At 69.2% G+C, this 24,325-nt stretch carries 22 protein-coding genes; 6 read left to right on the top strand and 16 right to left on the bottom strand.

The window, feature by feature from the left end:
• Positions 1-73 precede the first annotated feature (73 nt).
• Complete coding sequence (locus tag NI1_RS32495; protein ID WP_067829240.1) at positions 74-424, top strand: hypothetical protein; 351 nt, start codon at positions 74-76, stop codon at positions 422-424.
• Positions 425-446: 22 nt separating this feature from the next.
• Here the strand turns inward: NI1_RS32495 and NI1_RS38280 are convergent, their stop codons facing one another.
• Genes NI1_RS38280 through NI1_RS32470 form a run of 6 tightly spaced genes read right to left on the bottom strand, consistent with a single transcriptional unit; the run spans position 447 to position 5,711 of the window.
• Positions 447-584 carry a DUF8730 family Cys-rich protein gene (locus NI1_RS38280; protein ID WP_157535453.1) on the bottom strand — a complete coding sequence of 46 codons (138 nt, stop codon included), beginning with the start codon at positions 582-584 and terminating at the stop codon, positions 447-449.
• Between the two features lie 35 nt (positions 585-619).
• Positions 620-1,486, bottom strand: a complete 867-nt coding sequence (locus tag NI1_RS32490; RefSeq protein ID WP_067829237.1) for an STM4011 family radical SAM protein — start codon at positions 1,484-1,486, stop codon at positions 620-622.
• Between the two features lie 5 nt (positions 1,487-1,491).
• Entirely contained in the window at positions 1,492-2,823 is a 1,332-nt protein-coding gene (locus NI1_RS32485; RefSeq protein ID WP_067828736.1) for an STM4012 family radical SAM protein, read from the bottom strand.
• Entirely contained in the window at positions 2,820-3,662 is an 843-nt protein-coding gene (locus NI1_RS32480; protein WP_245663507.1) for an STM4013/SEN3800 family hydrolase, read from the bottom strand. The genes NI1_RS32485 and NI1_RS32480 overlap by 4 nt, the downstream gene beginning before the upstream one ends.
• Positions 3,649-4,764: an STM4014 family protein gene (locus tag NI1_RS32475; protein WP_067828734.1), complete on the bottom strand. Its 1,116-nt coding sequence runs from the start codon at positions 4,762-4,764 to the stop codon at positions 3,649-3,651. The genes NI1_RS32480 and NI1_RS32475 overlap by 14 nt, the downstream gene beginning before the upstream one ends.
• The gene (locus NI1_RS32470; protein WP_067828733.1) at positions 4,761-5,711 is read right to left on the bottom strand and encodes an STM4015 family protein; all 951 of its coding nucleotides are present in this window, start codon (positions 5,709-5,711) and stop codon (positions 4,761-4,763) included. Before NI1_RS32470 ends, NI1_RS32475 begins: the two co-directional genes overlap by 4 nt.
• Before the next feature lie 168 nt (positions 5,712-5,879).
• Here NI1_RS32470 and NI1_RS32465 point away from each other — a divergent pair, with 168 nt between their 5' ends.
• Both NI1_RS32465 and NI1_RS32460 read left to right on the top strand, forming a co-directional pair.
• Positions 5,880-6,203: a DUF8820 family protein gene (locus tag NI1_RS32465; RefSeq protein WP_067828732.1), complete on the top strand. Its 324-nt coding sequence runs from the start codon at positions 5,880-5,882 to the stop codon at positions 6,201-6,203.
• A gap of 61 nt (positions 6,204-6,264) precedes the next feature.
• Positions 6,265-7,329 carry a DUF6745 domain-containing protein gene (locus NI1_RS32460; protein WP_067828724.1) on the top strand — a complete coding sequence of 355 codons (1,065 nt, stop codon included), beginning with the start codon at positions 6,265-6,267 and terminating at the stop codon, positions 7,327-7,329.
• Between the two features lie 24 nt (positions 7,330-7,353).
• On the opposite strand, the gene NI1_RS32455 is transcribed toward NI1_RS32460, so the two are convergent.
• The 9 genes from NI1_RS32455 to NI1_RS32415 form a co-directional block, all read right to left on the bottom strand.
• Positions 7,354-8,976, bottom strand: coding sequence for a right-handed parallel beta-helix repeat-containing protein (locus NI1_RS32455; RefSeq protein WP_067828721.1), 1,623 nt, complete (start codon positions 8,974-8,976; stop codon positions 7,354-7,356).
• 94 nt (positions 8,977-9,070) lie between these two features.
• Positions 9,071-9,343 carry a hypothetical protein gene (locus NI1_RS32450; RefSeq protein ID WP_067828718.1) on the bottom strand — a complete coding sequence of 91 codons (273 nt, stop codon included), beginning with the start codon at positions 9,341-9,343 and terminating at the stop codon, positions 9,071-9,073.
• A 158-nt stretch (positions 9,344-9,501) separates the two neighbouring features.
• Entirely contained in the window at positions 9,502-10,410 is a 909-nt protein-coding gene (locus NI1_RS32445; protein WP_067828714.1) for a LysR family transcriptional regulator, read from the bottom strand.
• A 97-nt stretch (positions 10,411-10,507) separates the two neighbouring features.
• Positions 10,508-11,068: an HD domain-containing protein gene (locus NI1_RS32440; protein WP_067828711.1), complete on the bottom strand. Its 561-nt coding sequence runs from the start codon at positions 11,066-11,068 to the stop codon at positions 10,508-10,510.
• Between the two features lie 66 nt (positions 11,069-11,134).
• Positions 11,135-11,782 (bottom strand): response regulator transcription factor, encoded by a 648-nt coding sequence (locus NI1_RS32435; RefSeq protein ID WP_084524098.1) that lies wholly within the window; start codon positions 11,780-11,782, stop codon positions 11,135-11,137.
• Positions 11,779-13,308, bottom strand: coding sequence for a sensor histidine kinase (locus NI1_RS32430; RefSeq protein ID WP_169815663.1), 1,530 nt, complete (start codon positions 13,306-13,308; stop codon positions 11,779-11,781). Before NI1_RS32430 ends, NI1_RS32435 begins: the two co-directional genes overlap by 4 nt.
• A 90-nt stretch (positions 13,309-13,398) precedes the next feature.
• The gene (locus tag NI1_RS32425) at positions 13,399-14,100 is read right to left on the bottom strand and encodes an ABC transporter permease (RefSeq protein ID WP_067828707.1); all 702 of its coding nucleotides are present in this window, start codon (positions 14,098-14,100) and stop codon (positions 13,399-13,401) included.
• Between the two features lie 20 nt (positions 14,101-14,120).
• A complete protein-coding gene (locus NI1_RS32420) occupies positions 14,121-15,029 on the bottom strand; it encodes an ATP-binding cassette domain-containing protein (RefSeq protein ID WP_067829230.1) in 909 nt (302 codons plus the stop codon).
• Positions 15,030-15,215: 186 nt separating this feature from the next.
• Positions 15,216-16,361 (bottom strand): LLM class flavin-dependent oxidoreductase, encoded by a 1,146-nt coding sequence (locus NI1_RS32415; protein WP_067829226.1) that lies wholly within the window; start codon positions 16,359-16,361, stop codon positions 15,216-15,218.
• 116 nt (positions 16,362-16,477) lie between these two features.
• Between NI1_RS32415 and NI1_RS39990 the strand changes: the two genes are divergently transcribed.
• From NI1_RS39990 to NI1_RS39980, 3 genes are all read left to right on the top strand, one after another.
• Positions 16,478-18,748 (top strand): serine/threonine-protein kinase, encoded by a 2,271-nt coding sequence (locus tag NI1_RS39990; protein WP_157535452.1) that lies wholly within the window; start codon positions 16,478-16,480, stop codon positions 18,746-18,748.
• 4 nt (positions 18,749-18,752) lie between these two features.
• Positions 18,753-20,702 (top strand): serine/threonine-protein kinase, encoded by a 1,950-nt coding sequence (locus tag NI1_RS39985; protein WP_067828697.1) that lies wholly within the window; start codon positions 18,753-18,755, stop codon positions 20,700-20,702.
• A gap of 69 nt (positions 20,703-20,771) precedes the next feature.
• Positions 20,772-22,865, top strand: a complete 2,094-nt coding sequence (locus tag NI1_RS39980) for a serine/threonine-protein kinase (protein ID WP_084524096.1) — start codon at positions 20,772-20,774, stop codon at positions 22,863-22,865.
• A 105-nt stretch (positions 22,866-22,970) separates the two neighbouring features.
• Here NI1_RS39980 and ectB read toward each other — a convergent pair whose 3' ends face one another.
• On the bottom strand, positions 22,971-24,233 hold the full coding sequence (gene ectB, locus NI1_RS32395; protein ID WP_067828693.1) for a diaminobutyrate--2-oxoglutarate transaminase: 1,263 nt from the start codon (positions 24,231-24,233) through the stop codon (positions 22,971-22,973).
• Positions 24,234-24,325 lie beyond the last annotated feature (92 nt).

Genomic DNA, 24,325 nt, shown 5'->3' with positions numbered 1-24,325 from the left:
AGTCTAGGTGGGCGAACGCTCCCCCTCGATTCACGACGCGGTGCGGGTTCGGCCCGCGGCTAGGGTGGGAACCGTGCCACTTGTAGAGGTGACCTACGCGCCGCGGGTTCCGGAAGCGGTCCTGCGGGAGCTGGGCGAGAAGCTGCCGCATCTGGTCTCGCTGGCGGTGGAGTGCCCCGAGGAACCCTATGACGGCGATCTGCAACCGGGTGACGTGGAGATACGCTTCCGCCCGCTCGGACCGTTCGATCGGAGCGGACTGGAAGTGGTGATCGAGGTGCGCTCGAAATACTTCGAGAGCCGCGCGCTCGACCGGCAGCAGCGGGTGGATCTGCTCTGTGAATGGATCGAAGCCGAGACCGGGCTGGACGACTTCGGGGTCTACCTGTCACTCCCGGTCGCCGCCTGGGCGCAGACGGAGTGACCGGCCGGCTCGAACCGAGGGCTCAGCGCGGGCAGGAGCAGCGCTGGGCGGCGGGCACGTCGCCGAGCACGTCCTCGACGTGGCTGCCACAGCCTTCGTAGCCGGGCTTGCCGCAGGTCGGACAGGTGATGCGCTGGCACATGGGGAGGATTCCTTCCACGGGAGGGGGTATCGATCGATCCGGTGCTGAGCATGTCATACGGGTACGACAGAGAAATCAGGGGCGGCGGGTATCCGTTCCAGGACGCCGCCCGCGAAAACGTCGTAGAGCGGCAGGGTTTCCAGGTGAACGTAGCCGATGTGGCAGTCGCATACCGAGTTCGGGCAGGGGCGCGGGGTCAGGGCGGTGCGGTAGGTGCCGTCGTAGAGGTTGCCCAGTTCAGTGCGGACGAAATGGCAGCGGCGCACGGTGCCTTCACCATCGACGGAGATGACCGATTCGCCCGTGCGGCAAGGCATTCCGGCAGAGTTGTGAGGGTGCAGGCTGTAGTCGAAGAGGGGGTCGATGGCCTTCCAGGCGCCGGCCTCGGCAGCCGAGAGTTGATGGCCTTCGGGCGCGTTCACCCACAGGTAGATGTGATCGGGGAGGTCGGCGCGTAATCGGTGCGCGGCTTCCAGGTGGTCGGGGAAGCCCACCATGCCCACGCTGTAGCGGATGCCGCGGCGGCTCAGGTCCGCGCATTTGGCGGTGAACCGGTCGTAGGAGGTCTGCCCCGGATGATAGGTGCACCACAGCGCCAGGGTGCGCGGGTTGGCGGAGGAGAGCCAGTCGGTACGGCAGCTCAGATTGGTCTGGATCGCGACCCGCCGCACGTTCGGCAGATGTGACAGTTCGATCAGGGTGCGGCGGTACCAGGAGCGGACCAGGCCCTCACCCCACGGCGTGAACAGGATGGACAGGCGGTCGCCGCGCTGTCCGGCCACCCAGGCGGCGAAACGCTCCAGGGCGGCCCGGTCGGCGAGCAGCTGTGCACGGCTGTCGCGGCGTTTGGCGAAAGGGCAGTAGGGACAGTCGTAGTCGCAGGAGGCGAGCGGGCCGCGGTAGAGAATGGTGAGGTCCATGGCGGTCACTTCGGTTCGTAGGCGGTCATGGCGGCGTGGACGGCCGGGGAGAACAGGCGCGGGCCGAGGGCATCGGAGTAGGCCAGGCCCGCCGGGGTGAGGCGGAGGCGGTCCGGGCCGGCGGCGTCGTCCAGCCAGCCCAGGTCCGCGAATTCCCGTAGCTCCGTGGGGAAGTGCGTGTGCGGATCGGCTCCGAAGCGGGTCCGGTAGGCGGCGACGTCCATGCCTTCGGCTTGCAGCAGCGATTGCAGCAGGTGCCGGCGGCGCGCGTCGCCGGGGTCGATGCGGTAGCCGACTTCGGCCCGGGTGAAATCGGTGGTGTCGGTGTAGCTGTCGATGATCCCGCGCACCTCGCGGGTTTCCACGGCGTAGTCGAACGAGTAGTGCAGGCCGGCAGTGTAGGACCGTGCGCCACAACCGAGACCGATCATGCCGTCGGTTTGGCACGCGTAGTCGTCGGGTCCCGCCGCGCGAGCGTCGATACGGCGGAACATGCGCATGGAGCGCTGCTCATAGCCGTTGGCCAGCAGGTGATCTCGCCCGAAGGAGTACAGCCGGAGACGCTGCTCGTCCCAGTCGGCGTCGGCGTCCGCGCCCATCCGCCCGAGTCCGGTGAGCGGGCGGACGTAGAGCGGATACAGATACAGCTCCTCGGGCCGCCAAGCCAGCGCCGCATCCAGGGAGGTGCGCCAGGTCTGTTCGCTCTGGCCGTCGATGCCGTAGATCAGATCGATATTGAGGATCGGAATCGCCACGGCGCGAATGCGTTCGAGCGCGGCCTCGACCTCCGCGCGGCGCTGCGGGCGGACCGCCGAGCGAGCCTCGGCGTCGACGAAACTCTGTACACCGATGCTCACCCGGGTGGCGCCGCGCTCGGCCAGCACGGCGAGCCGATCGGCGGTCGCGGTGCCGGGCGAGGTCTCCACCGAGAGCGGGATGCCGCGCAGGTCCGCGCCCATCCGCAATTCGGCGATATCGCAGAGCCGTGCCAGCTCGGCGGCGGTCAGGTAGGTGGGTGTGCCGCCGCCGAAGGCCGCGGCGGCGAAGCGGACCGGTTGCGCGCCCAGCGCTGCGCGCACGGCCAGCGCCTGGCGTTCCAGCGCATCGAGATAGCGGGTGGTGAGTTCATCGGGCGCGCCCACGCGAGTGAAGAGATTGCAGAAGCCGCAACGGTATTCGCAGAACGGGATGTGCGCGTACAGCGACAGGGCGTCCTTGGGTTCGTCCGCCCACAACTCGCGCAACAGCGGGCGCGGCGTCAGCGGACGGTAGGCCGTCTTGTGCGGATAGCCGTAGACGTAATTCTGGTACGGGCGCGGACGGGTGAGCGTGGTCATGCGGGGCCCTCGAGGAAGAACTGGGTGTAGGGCACGGTCCAGACGGCTTCGTGCCCGAGGCGATGGCCGGTGAATCCGTCGTCACCGTAGGTGGTCCCGTGATCGGAGCAGACGATGGCGAAGCAGCGGCGGCGGCTGCTCGCGGCGGCGAAAAGACGCCCGATCCGGCTGTCGACGTACTCCATTGCGGCGGCATGGGTTTCGCGAGTGTCCCCGGCGTCCCTGGTCGCGCCGGGCGAATGGAACCAATTGGGCTGGTGCAGGGCCGAGACGTTCACGAACAGAAACAGCCTTTGCTGCTGGGGAAGTCGCGCGATGACCGCTTCGGCTCGGGCGACCTGCGCCTCGAACGAAGTGGGCGAGGCGACGGAAAACTCCTGCTCCCAATGGCTTTCCTGGAACAGCCCGGGCAGTACCGAGCCGAGCGCGGCCTGTTTGTTGAAGAAGCCCACTCCCCCGATGCACACGGTGCGATAGCCCGCGGCGGCGAGCGCGGAGACGAAATCGGGTGTGTCGTAGACGAAGGTGCGGCCGGCGGTGGTCTCGCTGCCCGCGAATCGCGAGGCGAACAGGCGAGGATGCGGTCCGGGGGTGGCCGGCGTGGGCAGGAATCCGGCGAACATGGCCTGATGCGAGGCGTAGGTGAAACTGCCCGGGGCATGGCGTTTCTCCCACCCGCCCGGGGGCAGGTGACGAGCCAGGTTCGGCAGCCGGCCCGCCGCCAGCAGCTCCACGGCCACGTCGTAGCGCAGGGTGTCGAGGGTGACGAACAGCAGATCGTCGCGGCCGATCACCTCGTTCATATCCGGATCGGCGATGGTGCGGCTAGGCGCTGACATGCTGCTCACTTCTGGTTGCGGAGTGGATGGCGGCGACCTGCGCGTCATAGGTGTCACCGGATTCCGCGCCACTGCCCGCCAGCCCCGGCAGGCCGGGCAGCAGATCGCCGAAGGCATTGACCTCGCCGACGGCGAAACGCCGCCAGCCGGTGCCGGGCAGCAGATCGACGCCGACGCGAGAGAAGCCGGGGAAGCAGGCGGCGGCGCGCTCACACAGCTCCAGGGCCCCCGGCCAGGAACCGCCTGCCGATTCGATGGCCGTGCGCGCGGCAGCGAGATCGCCTCTGGCCCCGCCCAAGTGGAGGTTGGTCATGGGCGAGCGGCTGGTGCGCACGACGGCGTGGGTGGCGCGGCCCGCGACCACCACCACGCGCAGGTCGGCGCTGCGGCCGTGCTGCGCGGCCTTGGGAATCCAGCGTTCGATGTGCAGGCCGTCGGGGGCCAGCGCGTCGATGACGGCGGCGACCTCGGCTTCGGTGCGGTAGCGGCGCACGCGCAGGGAATTGAACAGCCGTCCTTGCCCATCGCGATGGACAGAGGTGGTGGCCTGCACGCGGCCGCCGCCCGCGGTCTCCACGGCCAGCACCCCCGAGGCCGAGGAGCCGTGCGCGAGTTTGACGAAGACCCTGCGCAATCCGTTGTCCGCCATGCGAGTGCGGACATCGAGCCAGTCCCGCACCGGACGGGCGGTCCCCGAGGTCGGCGAGCACGGCACCGCGACACCGGCCGCATCGAGGACCGCGTGGCAGCGGCGCTTGTCGAAGAGCACCGCCAGCTCGGCCGGGTCGTCGAGCAGTGTCGCACCCACGTCTTTCACGCGTTCGGCGACGGTTCGCGCGGCGGCGGTGAAGCGCTCGTACCACCGCGCGGTGCCCTCCACCCGCGTCGAATCCTCGACCCCGCGCAGGATCCGCTCGACCTCCGGATCCTCACCCGGCGATTCGAGCCGCACCAGTTCACCCGGCCGGAATTCGGCCGTCCCCGCCAGCACCTCGCGCCAGGACACCGGCCGTGCCGGCGGTAATCCGTTGCGCCGCAACGCCTCCTGGAACAGGGCGACGCGCCGGTTCTCCGGAATACCGACCACCGCGATCGCGGTCACTCCGAGACTGCGGTGTAGCGGCGATCGGACGGATCGTCCTCGTCCTCTTCGGTTTCGGCCTCCGAGAGGTCGACGATCACGCCGCTGGGTTCCAGCGCGTCCCGCAGTCGCTGCTGCATGCCGGCGCCGATGAAGTGGTGATGCAGATCCAGCACCCGCAGGTGGGTCAGCGGCTGGCCGCTCAGCAGCGCCTCCGCGCCCACATTGCCCAGGGTGCCCATGGACAGATCCACCGAGGTCAGCCCCGCCACCACCGGTGCGCTCGCGATGGCGGCCGCGATCTCGTCCTGGATCTCGCTGTTGCGCAGGGCGAGATGGGTCAGGTGCGGTAGGTGCGCACCGCTCAGGAAGGGCTCCAGATCCGCGACGGTGGTGTCGCCGCCGTACCAGGAGACGCCGAGCCACAGGTCCAGGTGTTCGAGCGCGGGTAGTTCGCTGGCCCCGATCCCGCGCACCACCTCCGCACCCAGGCCACCGGTTTCGACGGTCAGCTTGCGCAACCCGGGATGGGTGAGCCGGGAGAACTCCAGCTCGGAACCGCCGCGCACACCGAACTCGGTCAGCTTCGGAAAGGCGTCCAGCAGCGGCTTCACATCCGACTGATGGATCCAGGAGATCTCGTTCTCCTCATACGTGATGTCGCCGAGAAAGATCGCGCGCAACGCGGGCAGCGCCGCCTTCGCCTCGGCCAGGGTGGCGATCACCTCCGCCGAGTTGGTGTCGGACTCCCCGTACGACCCGATCACCAGCGCCCGCACCGCCGCGGTGTCGACCGCCTCGGCGAACCGCGCGAACGCCTCCGGCCAGGTCTCCTCGGCATCCCACGGTTCGATGCTCACCCGCCACGCCACCTCCGCGGCCCGCGGTAGGCCGGCTTCCGGTGTGGTGTCGGGGAATTCGAACACGGGCAAGCCGTGGAAATCCTGCAAGTGGTCGGAAATTGTCATATCGCGGGCTCCGTACACCAAGTGGGCGATCTATTGTGCCGGGCTAGTTTCTACCAAGCCCGTCCGACAACCGAGCGGCGCGGGGGCGATCGAACCGAATTGTCGTACCCCACCGGTACTTTCGAAATCGAGCCGGCGCACGGGGCGGCGGCGTGGGAGGAATGACCGATGTACCGACAGGGCGATGTGTTGATCGTGCCCATCCCGGCCGACTCGGTGCCCGCCGCGGCTGTGGAGGCCCGCGGCGAGGCGCGTGACGCACGCGGCCGCATGGTGCTCGCCCTCGGCGAGGTCACCGGCCATGCCCACGCGCTCGCCGCACCCGGCCGGCTCATTCGCTCCGGCAACTCCGGCGCCGCGCTGCTCGAGCTACCCGAGGGCGGCCGGCTCGTCCACGAAGAGCACGCCGCCATCGTGCTGCCCAAGGGCTGGTACCGCGTGGTCCGGCAACGCGAGTACCTCCCCGGCGCGGTCCGCATCGTCGCCGACTGAGCCGCGCTGCGGCCGAAGCGGTACCTTCCTCTCGAATTCAGCTGTCACGGACGGGATTTCCATGAGTACTACCGAGGAGTGGCGCGCCGTCGCGGCGGCCACCGGACCGGCGGATCGGGCGGCGGCCGAGGCCGCGGCGCGGGAGGCGTATGCGAGCGCGGGGCTGCCCGCGCCGGCGCGGTTCGTGTGGGTGCAGTCGCCGCTGGCGGCGGTGCAAGCGGTGCGGGAACTGGATCGGCCGGGGCGGTCGGTTCGGGATGCGGTGCGGACCCGGCCGTGGGCAGCCGAAAGACAACGGGTGTACGGGGAATTGGGCGTCGCCGGGTGGGCGGAGCGGTGGAATTCGACCGGGGCGCAGTTGTGGGACAACACCCGGGCGCTGGCCGATCGGATTCGCGCGGCGGTGGTCGATCAATTGGTCGGGCCGGATCCGGATGTGCTGGCCGAGGCCGATATCGAGCTGGAGATCGACCACGACGCACGCAAGGATTACGTCGCGACCGCGAGCGAGGTGCGCGGGGTGCTGCTGGACGCCGTGCTCGGTCAGCACGACGCCGCCTGGCTGTCGGTCTTCGATGACAGCCCGCGGCTCGCGGGCCTGGCGGGGGTGGCGCGCAACGCGCACTGGTGGTGGCCTTTCGAGCACGCGGTGGTGTGCTGTGAACGCCCCGAACAGCTCTCGCGCGACGAGGCGGGACGGTTGCACGGCGCCGACGGTCCGGCGCTGCGCTACACGGACGGTTTCGCCCTGCACGCCTGGCACGGCATGACGGTACCGGCGGACTTCCTGACCGAGCTCGCGGCGCTCACCCCCGAGCGCATTCGCGCCGAGGACAATGCCGAGCTCCGCCGCGTCATGCTCGAGCACTTCGGCTACGACCGCTACCTGGCGGAATCCAATGCCGAGCCGGTGCATCGCGACGAGACCGGAATCCTCTGGCGGATCCCGCTTCCCGGCGACGAGGACGTGGTGATGGTCGAAGTGGTCAACTCCACCCCCGAACCGGACGGCAGCTTCAACACCTACTGGCTACGCGTGCCGCCGGACACCGGTACCGCCAAGGAGGGCGTCGCGTGGACCTTCGGCCTGGACGCCGCGGAGTACGAACCGCTGCGCCAGACCTGACGCCGACGCTCCCGACAGCGGTGGTCAGCCGCACCGCGCAGCGATTCCGGCGACTTCGAGTTTCGGGTGCGTGGCCGGGAGGCAGGGCTGGGCGACGCCGTCCAGGGTGATGTCCTCGAAATCGAGAGCGGCGGAGGCGATTCGGCCACCGGAGCTGACGGTGCGGATGAGGGATCCGGCCGTCGCCGAGATCGCGGTGCGGGCCACCGTGCCGTGCAGCCGGGCGGTATCACCGACATTGATGATGTTGATGCCGTGCGCCGCGGCGCCGGAGATCGCGGTGTCGCGAATATCGAAGGTCAATTCCGCCGTGGCCGGCTCCGCGCCGGACGGCGTGTAGGCGATGAGCCCGATGGCGTCCGCACTGCAATCGCCGAAATCGGAATCCGCCACGGTGAGATCGGTGGCGGCGGTCCGGCCGAAATTGGTGGTCACCAGGCAGGTGCCGAGATTGGCGGGAACCACGGAATTGAGCAGGGCGCCGGGGAATTCGGAGTAGTGGGCGTGGACCCGTTGCAAGGTGAGCGACTGGTGCGCGCCGCCGGTGGTGAGGTTGTAGTTCTCGATGACATCGCCGGCGACGGTGTCGAAAGTGCTGTCGGAGACGCGCACCCGGCTGGTGGGGCTGCCGGAGGTGGTGACGAATTCCAGCCCGTTGGCGGAGAAATTCCCGTAGCCGCCGTGGAATTCGTTGCCGGTCACGGTGACGTCCAGGTCGGCTCGGCCCAGGGCGTTGATGAAGACGCCCTCGCTGTCGGCGACCTTGTTCACCAGGGAGGTAGCGGGCGCGGCGATCTCGGTTTGCGAGTTTCCGCTCAGGGCGGCAATGAGCTGGGCGGAGTCGGCTGCTTGCAGACCCACGGCGAGCACCGACAGTTTGATCAGCCCGAGGTTGACGCTGCGGACGGAATTGCCGCTCAGCTCGGCGGTAATGCGGCTGGTGCCGTGGGCGCGCACGTCGATGCCGTCACCGCATGCGGTGTCGTGCACGGCATTCCCTTCGATCCGGACGCGTCCGGCGGCCGCCGAGAAGTCGGTCATGATCGCGGCCCAGCCATTGTTCAAGGTGATGAACTCGGGCAACGCGGGAATCGCGACGCCCGCCGGCAGGCTGGCCGGCAGTGTGAAGGGTCCGATCATGAACCCGTCGGAACACTGGGAGTTGGTCGCGCTCACCTCATTTCCGGCAATCACCACATTCGCCGCATCCGAACCGTAGATTCCGCCCCGGCGCGCGCCCGAAATGACCATATTGCGTACTTCTGCTCCGGGGGCGAGCCGCACGGCATCCCCATCCCGGGCACTCGTGGTGTTGGTAATCCGTGGCCGGGCGGCGCTTTCGGCCGCCCCGACGACCGCGGGACCGTCCCCGATCAGCCGTTGCCGCGGCTTGAGCGTGATGCCTCCGTCCAGCGCGGGCACATTCGCCCCGGCCGCGGCCACCACGATGGTGTCCCCGTCCCGTGAAGCCGATTCGGCGCGAGCGAGGGAATCGAAGGGAGATTCAGCGCTTCCGGTCCCGCCCGCGGGGGCGGCGGCGCTGACATACCAGGTCGCCGGATCCGGTTCCGCCAGGGCGATTCCGGCGGGTGGGGCGGCGCAGGCGAGGAGAACGAGAAGTACTGCCGAGGCGCGGGCGGCTGACATGCAAGCACCCTGCCAGGCGGCGCGGCAACCCGTCCATCCGGCAAAATGCCAGGAAACGGGCAGTGTCGCCGACTATGTGCACAAGCCCGGCGGGCTAGTCCAGATGGTCGGGGAAGCCGGGCAGCTCCGGCTCGGGCATTTCCTCCAGTGTTGCCAGCTGGAGGTGGATGAACGCTGCGATCCGATGTCGGGCGCCGGCCGGCAATCGGTCGATATCGGCCCCGCTGAGCGGGTTGGCCCCGAACGAATGGGGCTGCGGCTCTTCGATTTCGGGCCCCCCGGGAACAACCTCTAGCTGAGGCCGCCGAACAGACGGCCCGCCCTCGGGCTCGTCCGCCTCCGCGGCGGCAACGGCGGTTCTCACCATAACGAAACCATAACCCCTGGGACGCGTACGCGGGAGGCGTTGGCGCACTTGAGCCTTCGAGTTCAAAACAGAAACAGCAGCCCCACCCGTATCAGCGGGCGGCAGGGCGGCACAGGCTCCGGCGGTCAGCGTACTCGAATGGCGACGGCCCGGTGGATTCAGGCCGGGCGGCGGGCGATGGCGTAGAGGTCGCGGGCAGGCCCGGCCGGGCGCTGACCACGCGGCCAGACGGCGCGCAGCTCGCGGTCGAGATCGAGGCCGGCGACCTCGGGTGAGACGAGGGTGCCCGCGGCCAGCTCGCTCGCGACGGCCAGCGAGCTGAGCACCGCCGGGGCCAGACCGTCGGCGACGGCGGTCTTGATGGCGGTGGTGGAGGAGAGTTCCAGGACCACCGCCGGCTCCCAGCCGGGCAGCGCGCGGGTCATGGCGCGCTCGAAGGAGTTGCGGGTGCCGGAGCCGCGCTCGCGATAGATGAGGGGGGTCCCGGCCAGCTCCGCGACGGTGATCTTTCCGGGCCGCGCCCAGGGGTGCCCCGGCGCGACCACGACGACGAGGCGATCGCGCTCCACCACATGGCTTTCCAGCTCGCGCGGGATCTGCGGGCTCTCCACGAACCCGATCTCCGCGCGCCCCTCCAGCACGGCCCGCGCCACCTCCGCGGAGTTCCCGGACTCCAGCGCGATCGCGGTGTCGGGCACCCGGACCCGCAACGCCACCAGCCACTTCGGGAACAGGTATTCGGCGACGGTCTGACTGGCCGCCACCCGCAATTGCGAATCTCGTTGCGCCCGCAGCGTGTCGATGCCGGCATCCAGCCGGGCCGCCGCGTCCACCACGTCCCGCGCCCACTCCGCGATCAGCGCACCCGCCGCGGTCGCCCGGGAACCGAGCGTGGTGCGCTCCAGCACCGGCACCCCGACCAGCTGCTCCAGATACCGGATTCGCGAACTGGCCGAAGGCTGGCTGATGCCGTGCGCCTTGGCCGCGCGCCCCAGACTGCCGAGCTCGATCACCGACAGCAGCAGGTCCAAGGCCGCCAGATCGGGTACGCGCGGAGACAAGGCCATAGCCTGAGTCTATGCCCGCCGCCCCGATTGTCCGTTTTCGGCACAGATCAGCGCACCACCACCCCAGCACGGGCCAGCACCGGCTGGCAGGCGCAGGTCAGCGTGCGGCGACCCGCTCGAGTACGGGCTGCCACCAGCTCAGCGGGCGCACCGTCAAACCGATCACCTTGCCCGCGTCGTCGGCGCGCCGGAGTTCGATGGCGGCCTCGAAGTCCGGGTCGGCCTCGAAGGCGTGAACCTCGTCGGAGGTCATGGGGCCGCCTTGCGCGATGAGCGTGCGCCGGCTGGATGGGGACAGGGCGGCGTTGTGCGCCGAATCCGTCGCGGCCAGATAGCGTTTCGCGGTCACGTGCAGTTCGACCAATCGCGCGACGCGGGCGCCGAGCAGGTCGCGGACCGCTGTCGCGCCGTGACGGCCGTGCCCGGCGTCGTCGCCGGGCACCAGCACGTGGCCGATATCGTGCACCAGCCCGGCCACCTGGAGTTGTTCGTCGTCGGGGAAGTCGCGGCGCAGCAGTTCGGCGCATTGGCGGTCGTGGTCGAGGATGTCCACCGGGTCACCGCTGCGGTCGGGCATATCCCAGGCGTCTGCGCAGGCGGCCAGCAAATCCATCAGCTCGGCTACGGTTTCGACGCGCGGCGGCGGTTCGGTGCTCATCGCCGCACCTTAGGAGCGATCGGCGACGCCATCGAGTCCGTCGCGTGAACAATCAGCGAACTGGGCTCAGGCCAGTCCGGCGCGGTACACGAGGATCGCGATCTGGGTGCGGTTCTCCAGCCCGAGCTTGGCGATGATCCGGCTGATGTGGACCTTCACCGTCGATTCGCTCATGTGCAGGGTGCGGGCGATCTCGGCATTACCCGCACCGGTCGCTACCGCCAGCGCGACCTCGTGTTCCCGCTCGGTGAGCGTCTCCAACTGCGTGCGCGCTTGCGGCCGTTGCGAACCGGTACCGGTCGCGAAGGCGGTGAGCATGCGTTTGGTGACCGATGGCGCGAGAATCGCCTCTCCGCTCGCCACGATCTCCACGCCGCGCGCCAATTCCCGCGGCGGTGTGTCCTTGAGCAGGAACCCCGCCGCGCCCGCTTCCAATGCGGCATAGACGTATTCGTCCAGCCCGAAGGTGGTCAGCACCACCACGGCCGGCGGATCCGCCAGCGCCCGCACCCGCCGGGTCACCTCCAGCCCATCCACCTGCGGCATCCGGATATCGGTCACCACCACGTCGGGCCGGTACCGCTGCACCAGCTGGACAATGTCGCGCCCGTCGGAATCCTGTGCGACCACCTCGATCCCGCCCCCGGCCTCCAGGATCATGGCGATCCCGGTCCGCACCAGCTCCTCGTCGTCGAGCAATACCACTCGGATCACGAAACCTCCCTGCCACCACGGTCATTCGGCTGCCCACCGACCGGGAAAACCGCACGCACCATGAACCCGCCGTTCGGCAGCACGCCGGAGTGCATGGTCCCGCCGGCGAGTTCGACGCGTTCGCGCATACCGACCAGGCCGTAACCGGAGCCGTGCGCGGCCATGGCGGTGCGATCGCCGGGGCCGTTACGCACATCCACCGAGAGCGAACCGTCGGCGCCGAGCGCGAGTGCTACGCGCACCACCGACCCCGCCGCATGCTTGGCCGCATTGGTCAGCGATTCCTGGATCAGCCGGTAGACGGCGCGGCCGACCGCGCCCCGCACCTCGGGCATCGGTGCCGGAGCGGCGATCTCGACCCGCTGCCCGGCCGCGACCGCGTCGGCGACGAGTTCGCCGACCGCTTCCAGCGTCGGCGCGGGCCGAAGCGGAACCCGCTCGTCCACACGCGACCCCAGCGGCCGTCCCGCCGAAGCCTGCCTCGCACCCGATGCCGCGTCGAGGGTCCGGCCTGAGCCCCGCGAGAATGGTGGCGGAATCGCCGCGTCAGCCGATGGTGGCGGAGTTGCTGCACGGGCTGAGAGTGGCGAAGCAACCCCGGGGGCTGACAGCGGCGGAGTAACCGCACGTGCTGAGAGCGGCGAAGCAACCCCGCGGGCTGACAGCGGCGGAGTAACTGCACCGGCCGATAGCGGCGGAGAAACCACACCGGCCGACAGCGGCGGAGTTGCCGCATGGGCACGAGACGGGTCGCCCACGGACCCTTCGGTATCCGAGGCGGTGTCGTCGGAAATCCCGGTGCCGCTGGGTGATTCAGCGCCCACGTCGCGGAGTACGCCGAGGAGTTCGCGCATTTCGGTGAGGGCGGTGACGCCGGTGGTACGGATGGTGCCGGCGATTTCGGCGGGCCGGCCTTCGGCGGAGACTTCGAGAGCCCCTGCCAGCACGGTTATTTGCGAGATCCGGTGGGCGACTATGTCGTGGAGTTCGCGGGCGATGCGGCGGCGTTCGGATTCGACCGCGGCCGCGGTGCGCAGGTCCCGTTCGCGTTCGGCCTGTTCGGCACGATCGCGCAGGGCGGCCAGGGTTTCGGCGCGCTGGTTGGTCCACAAGCCCAGCAGCAGGGGGACGGCGATGGTGAGCGCCGTGACGATGCCGCGACCGAAGAACTCGGGCCAGAGGTCGCGTAGCCCCCAGGGCACCACCCCGGCGATCAGCACACACAGTGCCGACCACCAGGTCTGGCGGCGGTTGCCGTACCGGTGGGCGACCGTGTAGATGGCCGGCAGCAACGGCATGGAGGTGCCGGCCAGCATCTCCCCGAGCACGGTGACGGCCAGCACCGGGAGCGGATGGTAGCGCCGGAACAGCAGCGCCAGCCCGACCAGCACGGCCACCGTCGCTCCGGCCGCGGCGGGCAGCAGGCCGACCGCGGAGGTCTTGACATCGTGCAGACCGAAGTAGCCGAAGACCAGAGCGAGCAGCACGTCACGGATCACCGCCCAGATCCGTTGCCGCCTGCTCATTCCAGCAACCCTAGCCATTGCCACGTCATCACACTTCATGGCACGCAAGTCGCCCCGAATCAATGCTCTGGCAAATACGCGGAACGCGGTTTACACGTCGCGACGGGCCAGCAGCGCGCCGCCCAGACCCAGCAGGCCCGCGGCCAAGGTCAGCAGCGGCAGGGCCAGCAGCACGGGATTGCCCGCGCCGGGGTGCGCCAGCTGCCCTGCCGCCAGGAAGGGCATGAGCTTCGGGCTCAGTCCGGCCAGCACGCCGGCGGTCTCCACGACGGTCGGCACAGCGATGGCGGCCACCATGGCGAAGGTGGCGTTGCGGGTGATGGCGGCGACGCCGAGCCCGGCCAGCGCGGCCAGCATCGCGTACACCGGCACGTAGGCGAAAGCCTGTGCGATGTGGGCGGTTTCGGCGGGCAGCGTCGAACGAAGACTCTGCACCAGCACGGTCAGCGCAACCAGTGCGATGCCGTACAGGGCCGCGAGTCCACCGACCGTCGATGCCTTGGCGGCCAGCACCCGGCCCGGGCGGCGCAGCGTCAGCATGGTGGTGGTGATGGTGCCGTAGCGATATTCGTGCCCGAAGGCGTTCACGGCCACGGCCGTGGCGAACAGGGTCGCCGTGATCAGCGGCAGGCCGGTGACCGAGGCGGTGAACTGTTCACTCGGCGTCGCGTAGTCACGGTTGGCGGACAGGTAGGCGATGAGCCCTTGCAGCGCCAGGCCCACGCCCAGCAGCACCCAGGTGGAGCGCACGGTGGCGAGGCGGGTCAGTTCGTATCGAATCGCGTTGTACATGAGGGGATTTCCCGTCCGGGTCAGGCGGCGACGTGGCCGCGGTACTGGGCCGCGTCGGCGGTGGCGTGGAAGAACGCTTCCTCGAGGCTGGTCTGCGCCTGGGTCAGCTCGGTGACCAGCAGACCGGCCCGCATGGCGAGTTCGGCGACGGCTTGCCGATCGTTTCCGGCGACGACGACCGCGCCGTCGGCGGCGATCTGGGCTTGGAAGCCGTTGCGGGACAGCAGATCCACCAGTTCGCCGGGGCGGGCGGTGCGGGCGGTGATCTGCGGCGCGGAGTTGCGGTTCACGAACTGCGCCACCGATTCCGCGGCGATCAACCGGCCCGCGCCGACCACGATGAGCGAATCCGCCAGGTGCGCCATCTCATTGAGCAGATGCGAGGAGACGAAGATGGTGCGGCCTTGCCGGGCGAGCTGTTTCAGCAGATCGCGCAACCAGCGCACGCCCTCGGGATCCAATCCGTTGGCGGGTTCGTCCAGGATCAGCACGGCGGGATCGCCGAGCAGCGCCGTCGCGAGCCCGAGCCGCTGCTGCATGCCGAGGCTGAAGCCACCGGCGCGCTTGTCCCCCGCGCTGCTCAGCCCGACCATGTCGAGCACCTCGTCCACCCGGCGGCGTTCGATGCCCGCACCGGCCGCGACCATGCGCAGATGGCCTCGCGCCGTCCGCTTGGGATGCACGGCTCGCGCATCGAGCATCACCCCGACCGCCCGCGCCGGATCGGCGAGTTCGGCATAGGTCCGGCCGTCGAACAGCGTCCGCCCGCTGCCGTGGTCCAGCCCGAGCATGAGCCGCATGGTGGTGGATTTACCGGCCCCGTTCGGTCCGAGGAAGCCGGTCACCACCCCCGGTGCGACATCGAAGGACAGATCGTCCACCGCCACCGTTTCGCCGTACCGCTTGCCGAGCCCACGTGCCTGGATCACGGAATTCACCTCACCTTCGCGGCCGCGCCGGATGCGCCGCCTATCGACGCATACGACTCTGCCGCTCCCCCGCCGCGCAGCCATCCGCCTCCAGCACAGACCTGGCTAACACTTTTGGCTTATGCCCGGGGCACGAGAGAACCCACCGCGCCGCGGATCGGCGTGGTGGGTTGGGCAGGCGGTGAACTAGCTGCTGGAGGCTCCGGCGAAGGGGATGCTCGCCGCGACGCCCGGCCGCCGGGACGGGTGCTTCCACAAGCCCTTTCGCTCGAGAATCGGCAGCACGCCCTCGCCGAACCAGTACGCCTCCTCCAGATGCGGGTACCCGGAGAGCACGAACTGGCTGATCCCCACCCGCGAGTACTCGACGATCCGCTCGGCGACCTCTTCGTGCGAACCGACCAGCGCGGTGCCCGCCCCGCCGCGCACCAGCCCGACGCCCGCCCACAGGTTGGGGGCGATCTCCAGCCGCGAGGTGTCGCCGTTGTGCAGTTCCCGCATCCGCCGCTGCCCCTCGGATTCGCTCTGCGCGAGGCTGGCCTGCACCCGTTCGATATCGGCGGGATCGATGCCTTGCAGCAACTTGTCCGCGACCGCCCATGCCTCCTCCGAGGTATCGCGGGAGATGACATGAATCCGCAAGCCGTACTGCAACTTCCGGCCGTGATCGACGGCCAGCCCGCGAATCCACTCCAGCTTCCGGCTCACCGCGAGTACCGGCTCGCCCCAGGTCAGATAGGCGTCGGCGTAGCGCGCCGCGACCGGACCGGCCGGGCCGGAGGAGCCGCCGAAGAACACCGGCGGGACCGGATCCGGGTGATTGCTCAGCAACGCGTTCTCGACCCGAATGTGCTCCCCCGCGAACGAGATCGGCTGCCGCGAGTTCCACAGCGACTTGACCACGTGCAGGAATTCGCCAGTGCGCGCGTACCGGGTCTCCTTGTCCGCGAAATCGCCGTACGCGGCCTGATCGGCGGGTTCGCCACCGGTCACCACATTGATCAGCAAGCGGCCCTTGGAGTGCCGCTGGAAGGTGCCCGCCATCTGCGCCGCCAGCGTGGGGCTCATCAACCCCGGCCGCAGCGCCACCAGGAACTTCAGCGTCTCGGTCGTCTCCACCAGCATGGCCGTGGTCAGCCACGCGTCCTCGCACCACGATCCGGTCGGCGTGAGCACCGCCTCGAACCCGTTGGTCTCCGCGGCGGCGGCGATCTGATTCAGATAGTGCAGCGACGCGGGACGATCCCCGGACATGGGCGTCCCGTGCCCGCCGACCACGAGGCCGCGCGAATCACCGGAGGTGGGCAGGAACCAATGGAACGACAAGCTCATTCGGTCGAGATTGCCGGGTGTTGCCCGGGTGGTCACCGGTTGTAATCCGTGTGATTCTTGCTGCGCCGGATCCCTGGACTGCCACAATGGATCCGCGACGAGGAGCCGAGGACGACATGACCAGTCCGCAACACCCGCTCAGCGTCGGATCGCGGTTCGGCCCCTACCGGCTGGATCGTTTGATCGGGCGCGGGGGCATGGGCGAGGTGTACGAGGCTTACGACACGGTGAAGGACCGGGTCGTGGCCATCAAGGTGCTGCCGGAGCGGCTGGCGCAGGATCCGGTGTACCGCACCCGGTTCCAGCGGGAATCCCGCACTGCCGCACGGTTGCGGGAAGCCCACGTCATCCCGATTCACGATTACGGGGAGATCGACGGGCGGCTGTATATCGATATGCGCCTGGTCGACGGGGAGAGCCTGCGCGAACTACTGCATCACTCCGGGCCGGGGTCGCCGGAACGGACCGTGACGCTCATCGAACAGGTGGCGGCGGCGCTGGACGCCGCGCACGCGGACGGGCTGCTGCATCGCGATGTGAAGCCGGACAATATCCTGCTGACCAGGGGCGGCTTCGCGTATCTGGTGGATTTCGGGATCGCGCAATCCAGTTCCGATGTCAGCCTGACCAGTACCGGCAATGCCGTCGGCTCCTTCCGCTACATGGCCCCCGAACGCTTCACCGTCCGCGACCTCACCCCCGCCGCCGATGTCTACTCGCTAGCCTGCGTGCTCTTCGAATGCCTCACCGGCACCCGCCCGTTCTCCGGCGATACCGACGCGCAGATCATGAAGGCGCACCTGTTCGATCCCGTCCCCCGGCCCAGCCTGGTGCGCTCCACCGTGCCGGCCGCCTTCGACACCGTCATCGCGCGCGGCATGGCCAAGCTGCCCGAGGAGCGCTATCCGGCCGCCGGCGACCTGGCCGCCGCCGCCCGCGCCGCCCTCACCGGCACCGACCCCGGTCCCGGCACCTGGACCGGGCACCCCGCCGATGGCTCCGGCGCCCGCCCGCTCGTCGCCGAACCCGCCCCCGCCGCAACCACTTCCGTCCAACCGGAACCCCTGGCGAAGACGCCCGGGCCCGAAGTGCCCGCATCGGCGAGCGCGGCCACGGCCCTCACCGCGCCGATGGCACCGACGGGCGCCATGGCGGCAGCGGCCATGGCGGCAACCGCCGCGACCGCGAACCGGGGCGCGACCGGCCGACCGCTCGCCGCCGGCGCGCAGACGGGGCCGGGAGATCCGAACGGACCGGTGACCGGACCGGCTGCGACGTCGGGGCGGCAACCGGATTCGCCGTCTCCGACCGGGAGCGGCGACCGGCAGGTGTGGCGGAGTCGGCCCCGCCGACTGGCCGGGTTACTCGGGGTATTCGTATTGGTGTGCGCGGCAGTGGGTTTCGCGGGCTGGGGATGGGCACAGCAGACGAAGGCGGGCAACGCGACCGGTGACGACACCGCGTTGCGGGGTGATGACATCGCCCTGCTCTCGCTCACCAGCGGTACCGGCTACAAGCGCTGGAACTGCTGGCACGAGCGCACCGACGCCGACACCCTGGCCATCTTCAGCTGTACGGCGAATGCCGCGGCCTCCGCGCCCCGGGCCCGGTTCCTGAGGTACAGCTCGGTGGCCGCCATGCAGGAGGCGTACAAGTCCACGGTGCTGGGCGGCCTGCACGCCACCGCCTGCCCGGGCGATCCGGCGGGTGCGGACGCGCCATCCATGCTGGACGGCAAGGAGATCGGCCGCCGCACCTGCTTCGACAACACCGCCGTCACGCCGAGCAGCCCCGAACCCAGCCTGGTGTTCACCAACGAACCGCTGGCCGCCATGGCCGTCTACTTCTGGGACAACAATCAGAAGGCGCTGCGCGACTATCGCGCGAAAAACGATCAGGGACAGTTCCGTTCGGCCGAGGCCGCCCAGGATCCGGATGTCTTCACCGCCGAGGACAAGTACATCCTCGACTACGCGGGCGACTCCTACACCGCGCGCAACTGCCGGCACGCCGACGTCCCGGCCGGCCCGGCCAATGCCGTGCTGAACTGCGGCGCCGAGCTGGGTCACCCGGCGCAGACCTGGTTCGGTTTCTCCGACCGCACCGCCGCCGACACGCTGTATCAGGCCGACCTGACCCAGTTCCCGGGGCACGCCTGCGGCGGCGTGGGGGGCCCGGATGAGGTGTGGCGCAAGCAATCCGGTCCGGTGGGCCGATACTTCTGCTACGCCGACACCACCTCCACCCCGCAGGGCACCTGCCTGCTGGCGGTGCACGACGACCTGAGCCTGGTGGTCCACCTGTGCACCATGCCGGCCGATCACCCCGAACACGGCCCCGCCACCGAAGCCGACCTGCTCACCTATTTCAAGAAGGCGTTCGGCTAGCGCTATGAACGATCCGCACCGAACCCTCACCGTCGGTTCGCAATTCGGCCCGTACCGGCTCGAGCGGCTGATCGGGCGCGGTGGGATGGGCGAGGTCTATCAGGCCTACGACACCGTCAAGGACCGCACCGTCGCCGTCAAGGTGCTGCCGGCGCATATGGCGCGGGATCCGTTGTACCGGCAGCGGTTTCAGCGCGAGTCGCATGCGGCGGCCCGGCTGCGGCAGGTGCACGTCATCCCCATCCACGATTACGGGGAGATCGACGGGCGGCTCTATATCGATATGCGGCTGGTCGAAGGGGACAACCTGCGCGACCTATTGGAACGCGTCGGGCCGCTGCGTCCGGACCGGGCCGTGGCTTTGATCGAGCAGCTCGCCGCCGCTCTGGACGCCGCGCACGCCGACGGCCTCATGCATCGAGATGTGAAGCCGGACAATATTCTGCTCACCCGCGACGGCTTCAGCTATCTGGTGGATTTCGGCATCGCCCGATCCGCCACCGACACTTCGCTCACCACCGACGGGGCCGCGGTCGGCTCGTTCCGCTACCTGGCCCCCGAACGCTTCAGCTCGCACGATTACACCCCGGCCGCCGACGTCTATGCCCTGGCCTGCGTGCTGTTCGAATGTCTCACCGGCAGCAGGCCGTATCCGGGCGACACCAATGTGCATCTGATGCGCGCGCACCTGTTCGATCCGATCCCGCAGGTCAGCGGCGTCCGGCCCGGTTTGCCCGCGGCCTTCGACGCGGTACTGGAACGCGGTCTGGCCAAGGATCCGCGCGACCGGTTCACGACGGCGGGAGAGCTGGCGGCAGCGGCGCGGGCGGCGCTCGACGGCTCCTCGAAACCTGTGGCGCCACAGCCTGTTACAGCTACGAAATCGGGTCATGGCCGCAGGGTGCGCCGCGTCGCGACGGTGCTGGCCGTGCTGCTCCTGGTGATCGCCTCCGCCGGTTTCGCGGGCTGGGCGAAATGGCAGCAGCAGGTGCCCGGCACGCCGATGGCGGACGATACCGCCTTGAGCGCCGCCGACCTCGAGCTGCTGCCGATGGTTTCGGCCTATTCGTACCGGCGATCGAGATGCTTTCACACCGAACCGACTTCGACCATCACGTCGATGTTCTGGTGCCCCGCTTACGCCCCGACCGACGCCCCGTTCGGCCAGTTCTGGCACTTCCGCACGGTCGAGGGGCTGCATGCGTTCTATGAGACCTCCGTGCTCACCACCCTCCAGGCCACGGCCTGCCCCGACCAGCCGGCGGGCAGGGACGGCCCGCTCACGGTGCAGGGCAAGACGGTAGGCCGGCAAGCCTGTTTCGTGGACCGCAGTGCGCATCCGGACGCTCCGCAACCGGCTTTGGCGGTCACCGATGACTCACTGCTCGCGCTCGCCCTCTACACCTGGCCCGTACCCGCCGATACGGCCGTGCGCGATTACGTAGCGAAATACAGCTACGAACAGTTCATCGCCGCCGACGAACGGCACGACCCCGACCGCTTGGAACCGGCCGACGTGGATCTGCTCACGCGCACCGGCAAATTCACCCGCTCGAACTGTGCGCACACCGAAGCCCCGCTGAATCCCTTGGTCAAGGCGCTCGTCGCCTGCGGCGCTCCCGCCGGCGGTCCCGCGCTGGTCGGCATCTTCGGCACCGAATCACCGCGGGCCGCCACCATCTTCTACGACGGCAATCTCAGCCAGCTCCCCGGTCACGCGTGTGACGGCAGCGCCGCGAAGGACGCCGAGTGGCGTAAGGCGGGCACCGTCATGGGCCGCTTCTTCTGTTCGGTCAACAACTCCTTCGAGAACGGTGCGCGCCCCTGTCTGCAAGCGGTGCACACCGATCGACATCTGATCTACGTCATCTGCGCCCAGCAACACGACTATCCGCGGGCGGCGCCCAAGACCGACGCCGAGCTGCTCGCCTGGTTCCGAACCAACTTCCAGTAACAACCGTTTCCCGTTTACACCCCCGCTCCGCAACTCGATAACCGGGCGATGGGTGGAAAGCAGGGACATATGACGAGTCAGCCCCGATCCATAACGGTCGGCACGCAATTCGGTCCGTATCGACTGGAGCGCTTGATCGGCCGCGGCGGCATGGGCGAGGTGTATCGCGCCTACGACACCGGCAAGGACCGGGTGGTCGCGCTCAAACTGCTGCCGGAGCGGCTGGCCCACGACGAGATCTACCGGCAGCGGTTCCAGCGGGAATCGCATGCGGCGGCCCGGCTTCGGGAAGCCCACGTGATCCCGATCCACGATTACGGGGAGATCGAGGGCCGCCTCTACATCGATATGCGCTTGGTCGAGGGCGAGGATCTGCGGCAGTTGCTCGAACGCGCCGGGCCCGCCGCCCCGGAGCGCGCCGTCGGCTTGGTCGAGCAGCTGGCGTCGGCCCTGGACGCCGCGCATTCGGAGGGGCTGCTGCATCGAGACGTGAAGCCGGACAACATCCTGGTGGCCCGGGACGGCTTCGCCTACCTGGTCGATTTCGGTCTCGCGCAATCGGTCACCGACGACGCGCTGACCAGCGACGGCTCCGCGGTCGGCTCCTTCCGCTACATGGCCCCGGAGCGCTTCAGCGCCCGCGACTTCACGCCCGCCGCCGACGTCTACGCCCTGACCTGCGTGCTGTTCCAATGCCTCACGGGCGCACCACCCTTCCACGGCGACACCAATGTGCAGCTCATGCGAGCCCACCTCTTCGATCCGATCCCGCGCCCGAGCGGATTGCGCCCGGGAGTACCGGTCACGTTCGACGCGGTCGTCGCTCGCGGCCTGGCCAAGAATCCGCACGAGAGATACGGCAGCGCGGGCGAATTGGCCGCGGCGGCCCGCGGCGCGCTCGGCGGCCGGTCGCAGCCGGTCCCGATACCGCCCTCGAATCCGGGTGTCGCGCCTCGGCATCCGCAGACCGGCGGACTCTCCGATCCGGGTGGGCACAGCCAGTCGAGCCCGGGCCTGGCCGTACCGCCGCAGCTGCTCGCCGGCGCAGCCGAGGCGGGCGATGGCACCGGTTCGGGCAAGGTGCCGCCGCGCACCCGGAAACGCCGTTGGCGGTTCGCGGCCGCATTGTCCGGAGTGCTGCTGCTGGTCGCCGCCGCAACCGGTTTCGCTGGCTGGGCGTACCTGCACGACACCCGCGCGGGCAACGCGATCGCCGACAGCACCGCCCCGAACGCGGCGGACCTCGAACTGCTGTCGATCGTCGCCCACCCCGGTTACAAACGCGCCAACTGTGTGCACGTCAGTACCGATTCCACCACGACGGCGGTGGTGCGCTGCGCGGCGAATCCGGCGGTGGACGCACCCTGGGCGGCCTTCTACCGCTTCAAGAGCGCGGACCTGATGCACAGGTTCTACGCCGATATCGTCGACACCTACCACGGTGCCAGCTGCCCCGGCCAGGCCGCCGGGAAGGACGGCCCGTCGCTGGACGACGGCAAGGAGATCGGCCGGCAGAGCTGCTATTCGGACAAGTCGGCCAGCCCGGACGCCCCGCTGCCCGCGCTGGCCGTCACCAACGAGGCGAATCTGGCGCTGGCCCTCTACTACTGGGACCGTCCGAGTGAGAGCGTCTACCGGGACGCCGCCGCGAAGTACGAGGTCCTGCCGCAGCTGGCCGGGGAGTACAAACAGGATCCGGACGCGTTCACCCCGGCCGACCGGGAACTCATCACGCGCGCCGGCGCGAACTACAACCCGGCCGGCTGCCTGCATATCGAACCGGCGATCGGTTCGACGAACCCGAAGGTGGTGTGCGGCGGCCGCCGTGGCGCTCCGCTGGCCAGCTTCGTCGGCTTCGCCGATGCGGAGTCCGCGAACTGGGCCTATCAGTCCGACCTGACCCTGAACTCCGGACATGCCTGCGGCGGAGCCGGATCGGATGCCGAGTGGCGCAGGTCCGGCACCTCGGCCGGCCGCTACTTCTGCTTCACCCACACCAGCAAGGACAGCGCCGGCAAGGATGTGCCCGTGCCCTGCCTGCTCGCGGTGCGCTCCGACGCGCATATCGAATATCTGCTCATCGGGACCTTCGCCGAGGATCCGGCCGACGGCCCGAAGACGGATGCGGAACTGGTGGCCTGGTTCACCAAGACCTTCGGATGAAGTGGAGCCGGGTTCCCTCCGCAGCTGGGAACCCGGCTCCTGGTCGGCCACCGGTGTGGGCGGCGGCCGACGTTCGTGGGCGCGAACGCCGAGTCTCGAAACGACTCAGTGATTTTCGCGCACGGTCTCCACGGCCTGGGTGAGAATGCCCAAGCCGTGCGTGATTTCGTCCTCGCGGATGGTCAAGGGCGGCATGAGCTTCACGACTTCGTCTCGGGTGCCCGCGGTTTCGACGAGCAGGCCGTTGTCGAAGGCGACGCGGCAGACCTTGGCGGCCTGCGAGGCGTCGTCGAAGACCAGGCCGTTGACCAGCCCGCGACCCCGCGCGCCGATACCGTCGAAAGTGGCGGTGAGCGCGGTGAGGTGAGCGCGGATGTACTCGCCCTTGGCGATCGTGGAGGCTTCCAGTTCCCCGTCCGACCAGTAATGACGCAGTGCCACTTCGGCGGTGACGAAGGCGGCGTTGTTGCCGCGGAAGGTGCCGTTGTGCTCACCCGGAGCCCACTGGTCGAGTTCGGGGCGCATGAGCACCAGCGCCATCGGAAGCCCGTAGCCGCCGATGGATTTCGACAGCACCACGATATCGGGGGTGATGCCCGCGATCTCGAAGGAGAAGAACGGCCCGGTGCGCCCGCAACCCATCTGCACATCGTCGACGATGAGCAGAATCCCACGCGCCGAGCACATTTCGGCGAGCTCCCGCAGCCAGGCCGCGCGCGCCACATTGACCCCGCCCTCGCCCTGCACGGTTTCGACGATGACCGCGGCCGGCTTGTCCAGCCCGGAGGACGAGTCGTCCAGCGCCGCCCGCATCCACGAAAGATCATCGCCCGCCGGGTGGTAACCGTCGAACGGCATCGGGGTGGCGTGCACCAGCGGCACCCCCGCGCCCGCCCGCTTGGCGGCATTGCCGGTGACCGACAGCGCGCCCAGGGTCATCCCGTGGAAGGCGTTGGTGAAGTTCAGCACGGTGCTGCGCCCGGTCACCTTGCGCGCCAGCTTGAGTGCCGCCTCCACGCCGTTGGCGCCGGTGGGTCCGGGGAACTGCACCTTGTAGTCGAGTCCGCGCGGGGTCAGCACCACATCGCGGATGGTCTCCAGCAGCCGGGCTTTGGCGACGGTGGACATGTCCAGCCCGTGCGTGATGCCGTCGCCGGCGATGTAGTCGATGAGCGCGCGCTTGAGCACCGGGTTGTTGTGGCCGTAGTTGAGCGCACCCGCGCCCGCGAAGAAGTCGAGGTAGTCCTTGCCGTGCTCGTCGGTGAGCCACGCGCCGCGGGCGGTGTCGAAGACGGTGGGCCAGGAACGGCAGTAGCCACGCACATTGGATTCGAGCGTCTCGAAAACGGTCGTCTCTGCGATGGTCATCGGGTGGTCCTAGCGGTCAGCAAGTGAAACGTGGATGTTTCTATCACTGACGGACCCCGGTGCGGAACGTTTTCGGCGAATCCGAGCCTACC

The organism is Nocardia inohanensis NBRC 100128 (assembly GCF_001612945.1).
GTDB lineage: Bacteria > Actinomycetota > Actinomycetes > Mycobacteriales > Mycobacteriaceae > Nocardia > Nocardia inohanensis.
Note: the sequence above shows the minus strand (reverse complement) of the source record. Positions and strands in the feature narration are given on the sequence as shown.

What these genes read in the sequence shown, in the direction of transcription:
- NI1_RS32460 (WP_067828724.1), top strand. Translation starts at nt 6,265, where the DNA reads ATGAGTACTACCGAGGAGTGGCGCGCCGTCGCGGCGGCCACCGGACCG.
- NI1_RS32465 (WP_067828732.1), top strand. Translation starts at nt 5,880, where the DNA reads ATGTACCGACAGGGCGATGTGTTGATCGTGCCCATCCCGGCCGACTCG.
- NI1_RS32430 (WP_169815663.1), bottom strand. Translation starts at nt 13,308, where the DNA reads ATGAGCAGGCGGCAACGGATCTGGGCGGTGATCCGTGACGTGCTGCTC.
- NI1_RS32485 (WP_067828736.1), bottom strand. Translation starts at nt 2,823, where the DNA reads ATGACCACGCTCACCCGTCCGCGCCCGTACCAGAATTACGTCTACGGC.
- NI1_RS32470 (WP_067828733.1), bottom strand. Translation starts at nt 5,711, where the DNA reads ATGACAATTTCCGACCACTTGCAGGATTTCCACGGCTTGCCCGTGTTC.
- NI1_RS32480 (WP_245663507.1), bottom strand. Translation starts at nt 3,662, where the DNA reads ATGTCAGCGCCTAGCCGCACCATCGCCGATCCGGATATGAACGAGGTG.
- NI1_RS32490 (WP_067829237.1), bottom strand. Translation starts at nt 1,486, where the DNA reads ATGGACCTCACCATTCTCTACCGCGGCCCGCTCGCCTCCTGCGACTAC.
- ectB (WP_067828693.1), bottom strand. Translation starts at nt 24,233, where the DNA reads ATGACCATCGCAGAGACGACCGTTTTCGAGACGCTCGAATCCAATGTG.
- NI1_RS32415 (WP_067829226.1), bottom strand. Translation starts at nt 16,361, where the DNA reads ATGAGCTTGTCGTTCCATTGGTTCCTGCCCACCTCCGGTGATTCGCGC.
- NI1_RS32450 (WP_067828718.1), bottom strand. Translation starts at nt 9,343, where the DNA reads ATGGTGAGAACCGCCGTTGCCGCCGCGGAGGCGGACGAGCCCGAGGGC.
- NI1_RS32425 (WP_067828707.1), bottom strand. Translation starts at nt 14,100, where the DNA reads ATGTACAACGCGATTCGATACGAACTGACCCGCCTCGCCACCGTGCGC.
- NI1_RS32455 (WP_067828721.1), bottom strand. Translation starts at nt 8,976, where the DNA reads ATGTCAGCCGCCCGCGCCTCGGCAGTACTTCTCGTTCTCCTCGCCTGC.
- NI1_RS32440 (WP_067828711.1), bottom strand. Translation starts at nt 11,068, where the DNA reads ATGAGCACCGAACCGCCGCCGCGCGTCGAAACCGTAGCCGAGCTGATG.
- NI1_RS32445 (WP_067828714.1), bottom strand. Translation starts at nt 10,410, where the DNA reads ATGGCCTTGTCTCCGCGCGTACCCGATCTGGCGGCCTTGGACCTGCTG.
- NI1_RS39990 (WP_157535452.1), top strand. Translation starts at nt 16,478, where the DNA reads ATGACCAGTCCGCAACACCCGCTCAGCGTCGGATCGCGGTTCGGCCCC.
- NI1_RS39980 (WP_084524096.1), top strand. Translation starts at nt 20,772, where the DNA reads ATGACGAGTCAGCCCCGATCCATAACGGTCGGCACGCAATTCGGTCCG.
- NI1_RS39985 (WP_067828697.1), top strand. Translation starts at nt 18,753, where the DNA reads ATGAACGATCCGCACCGAACCCTCACCGTCGGTTCGCAATTCGGCCCG.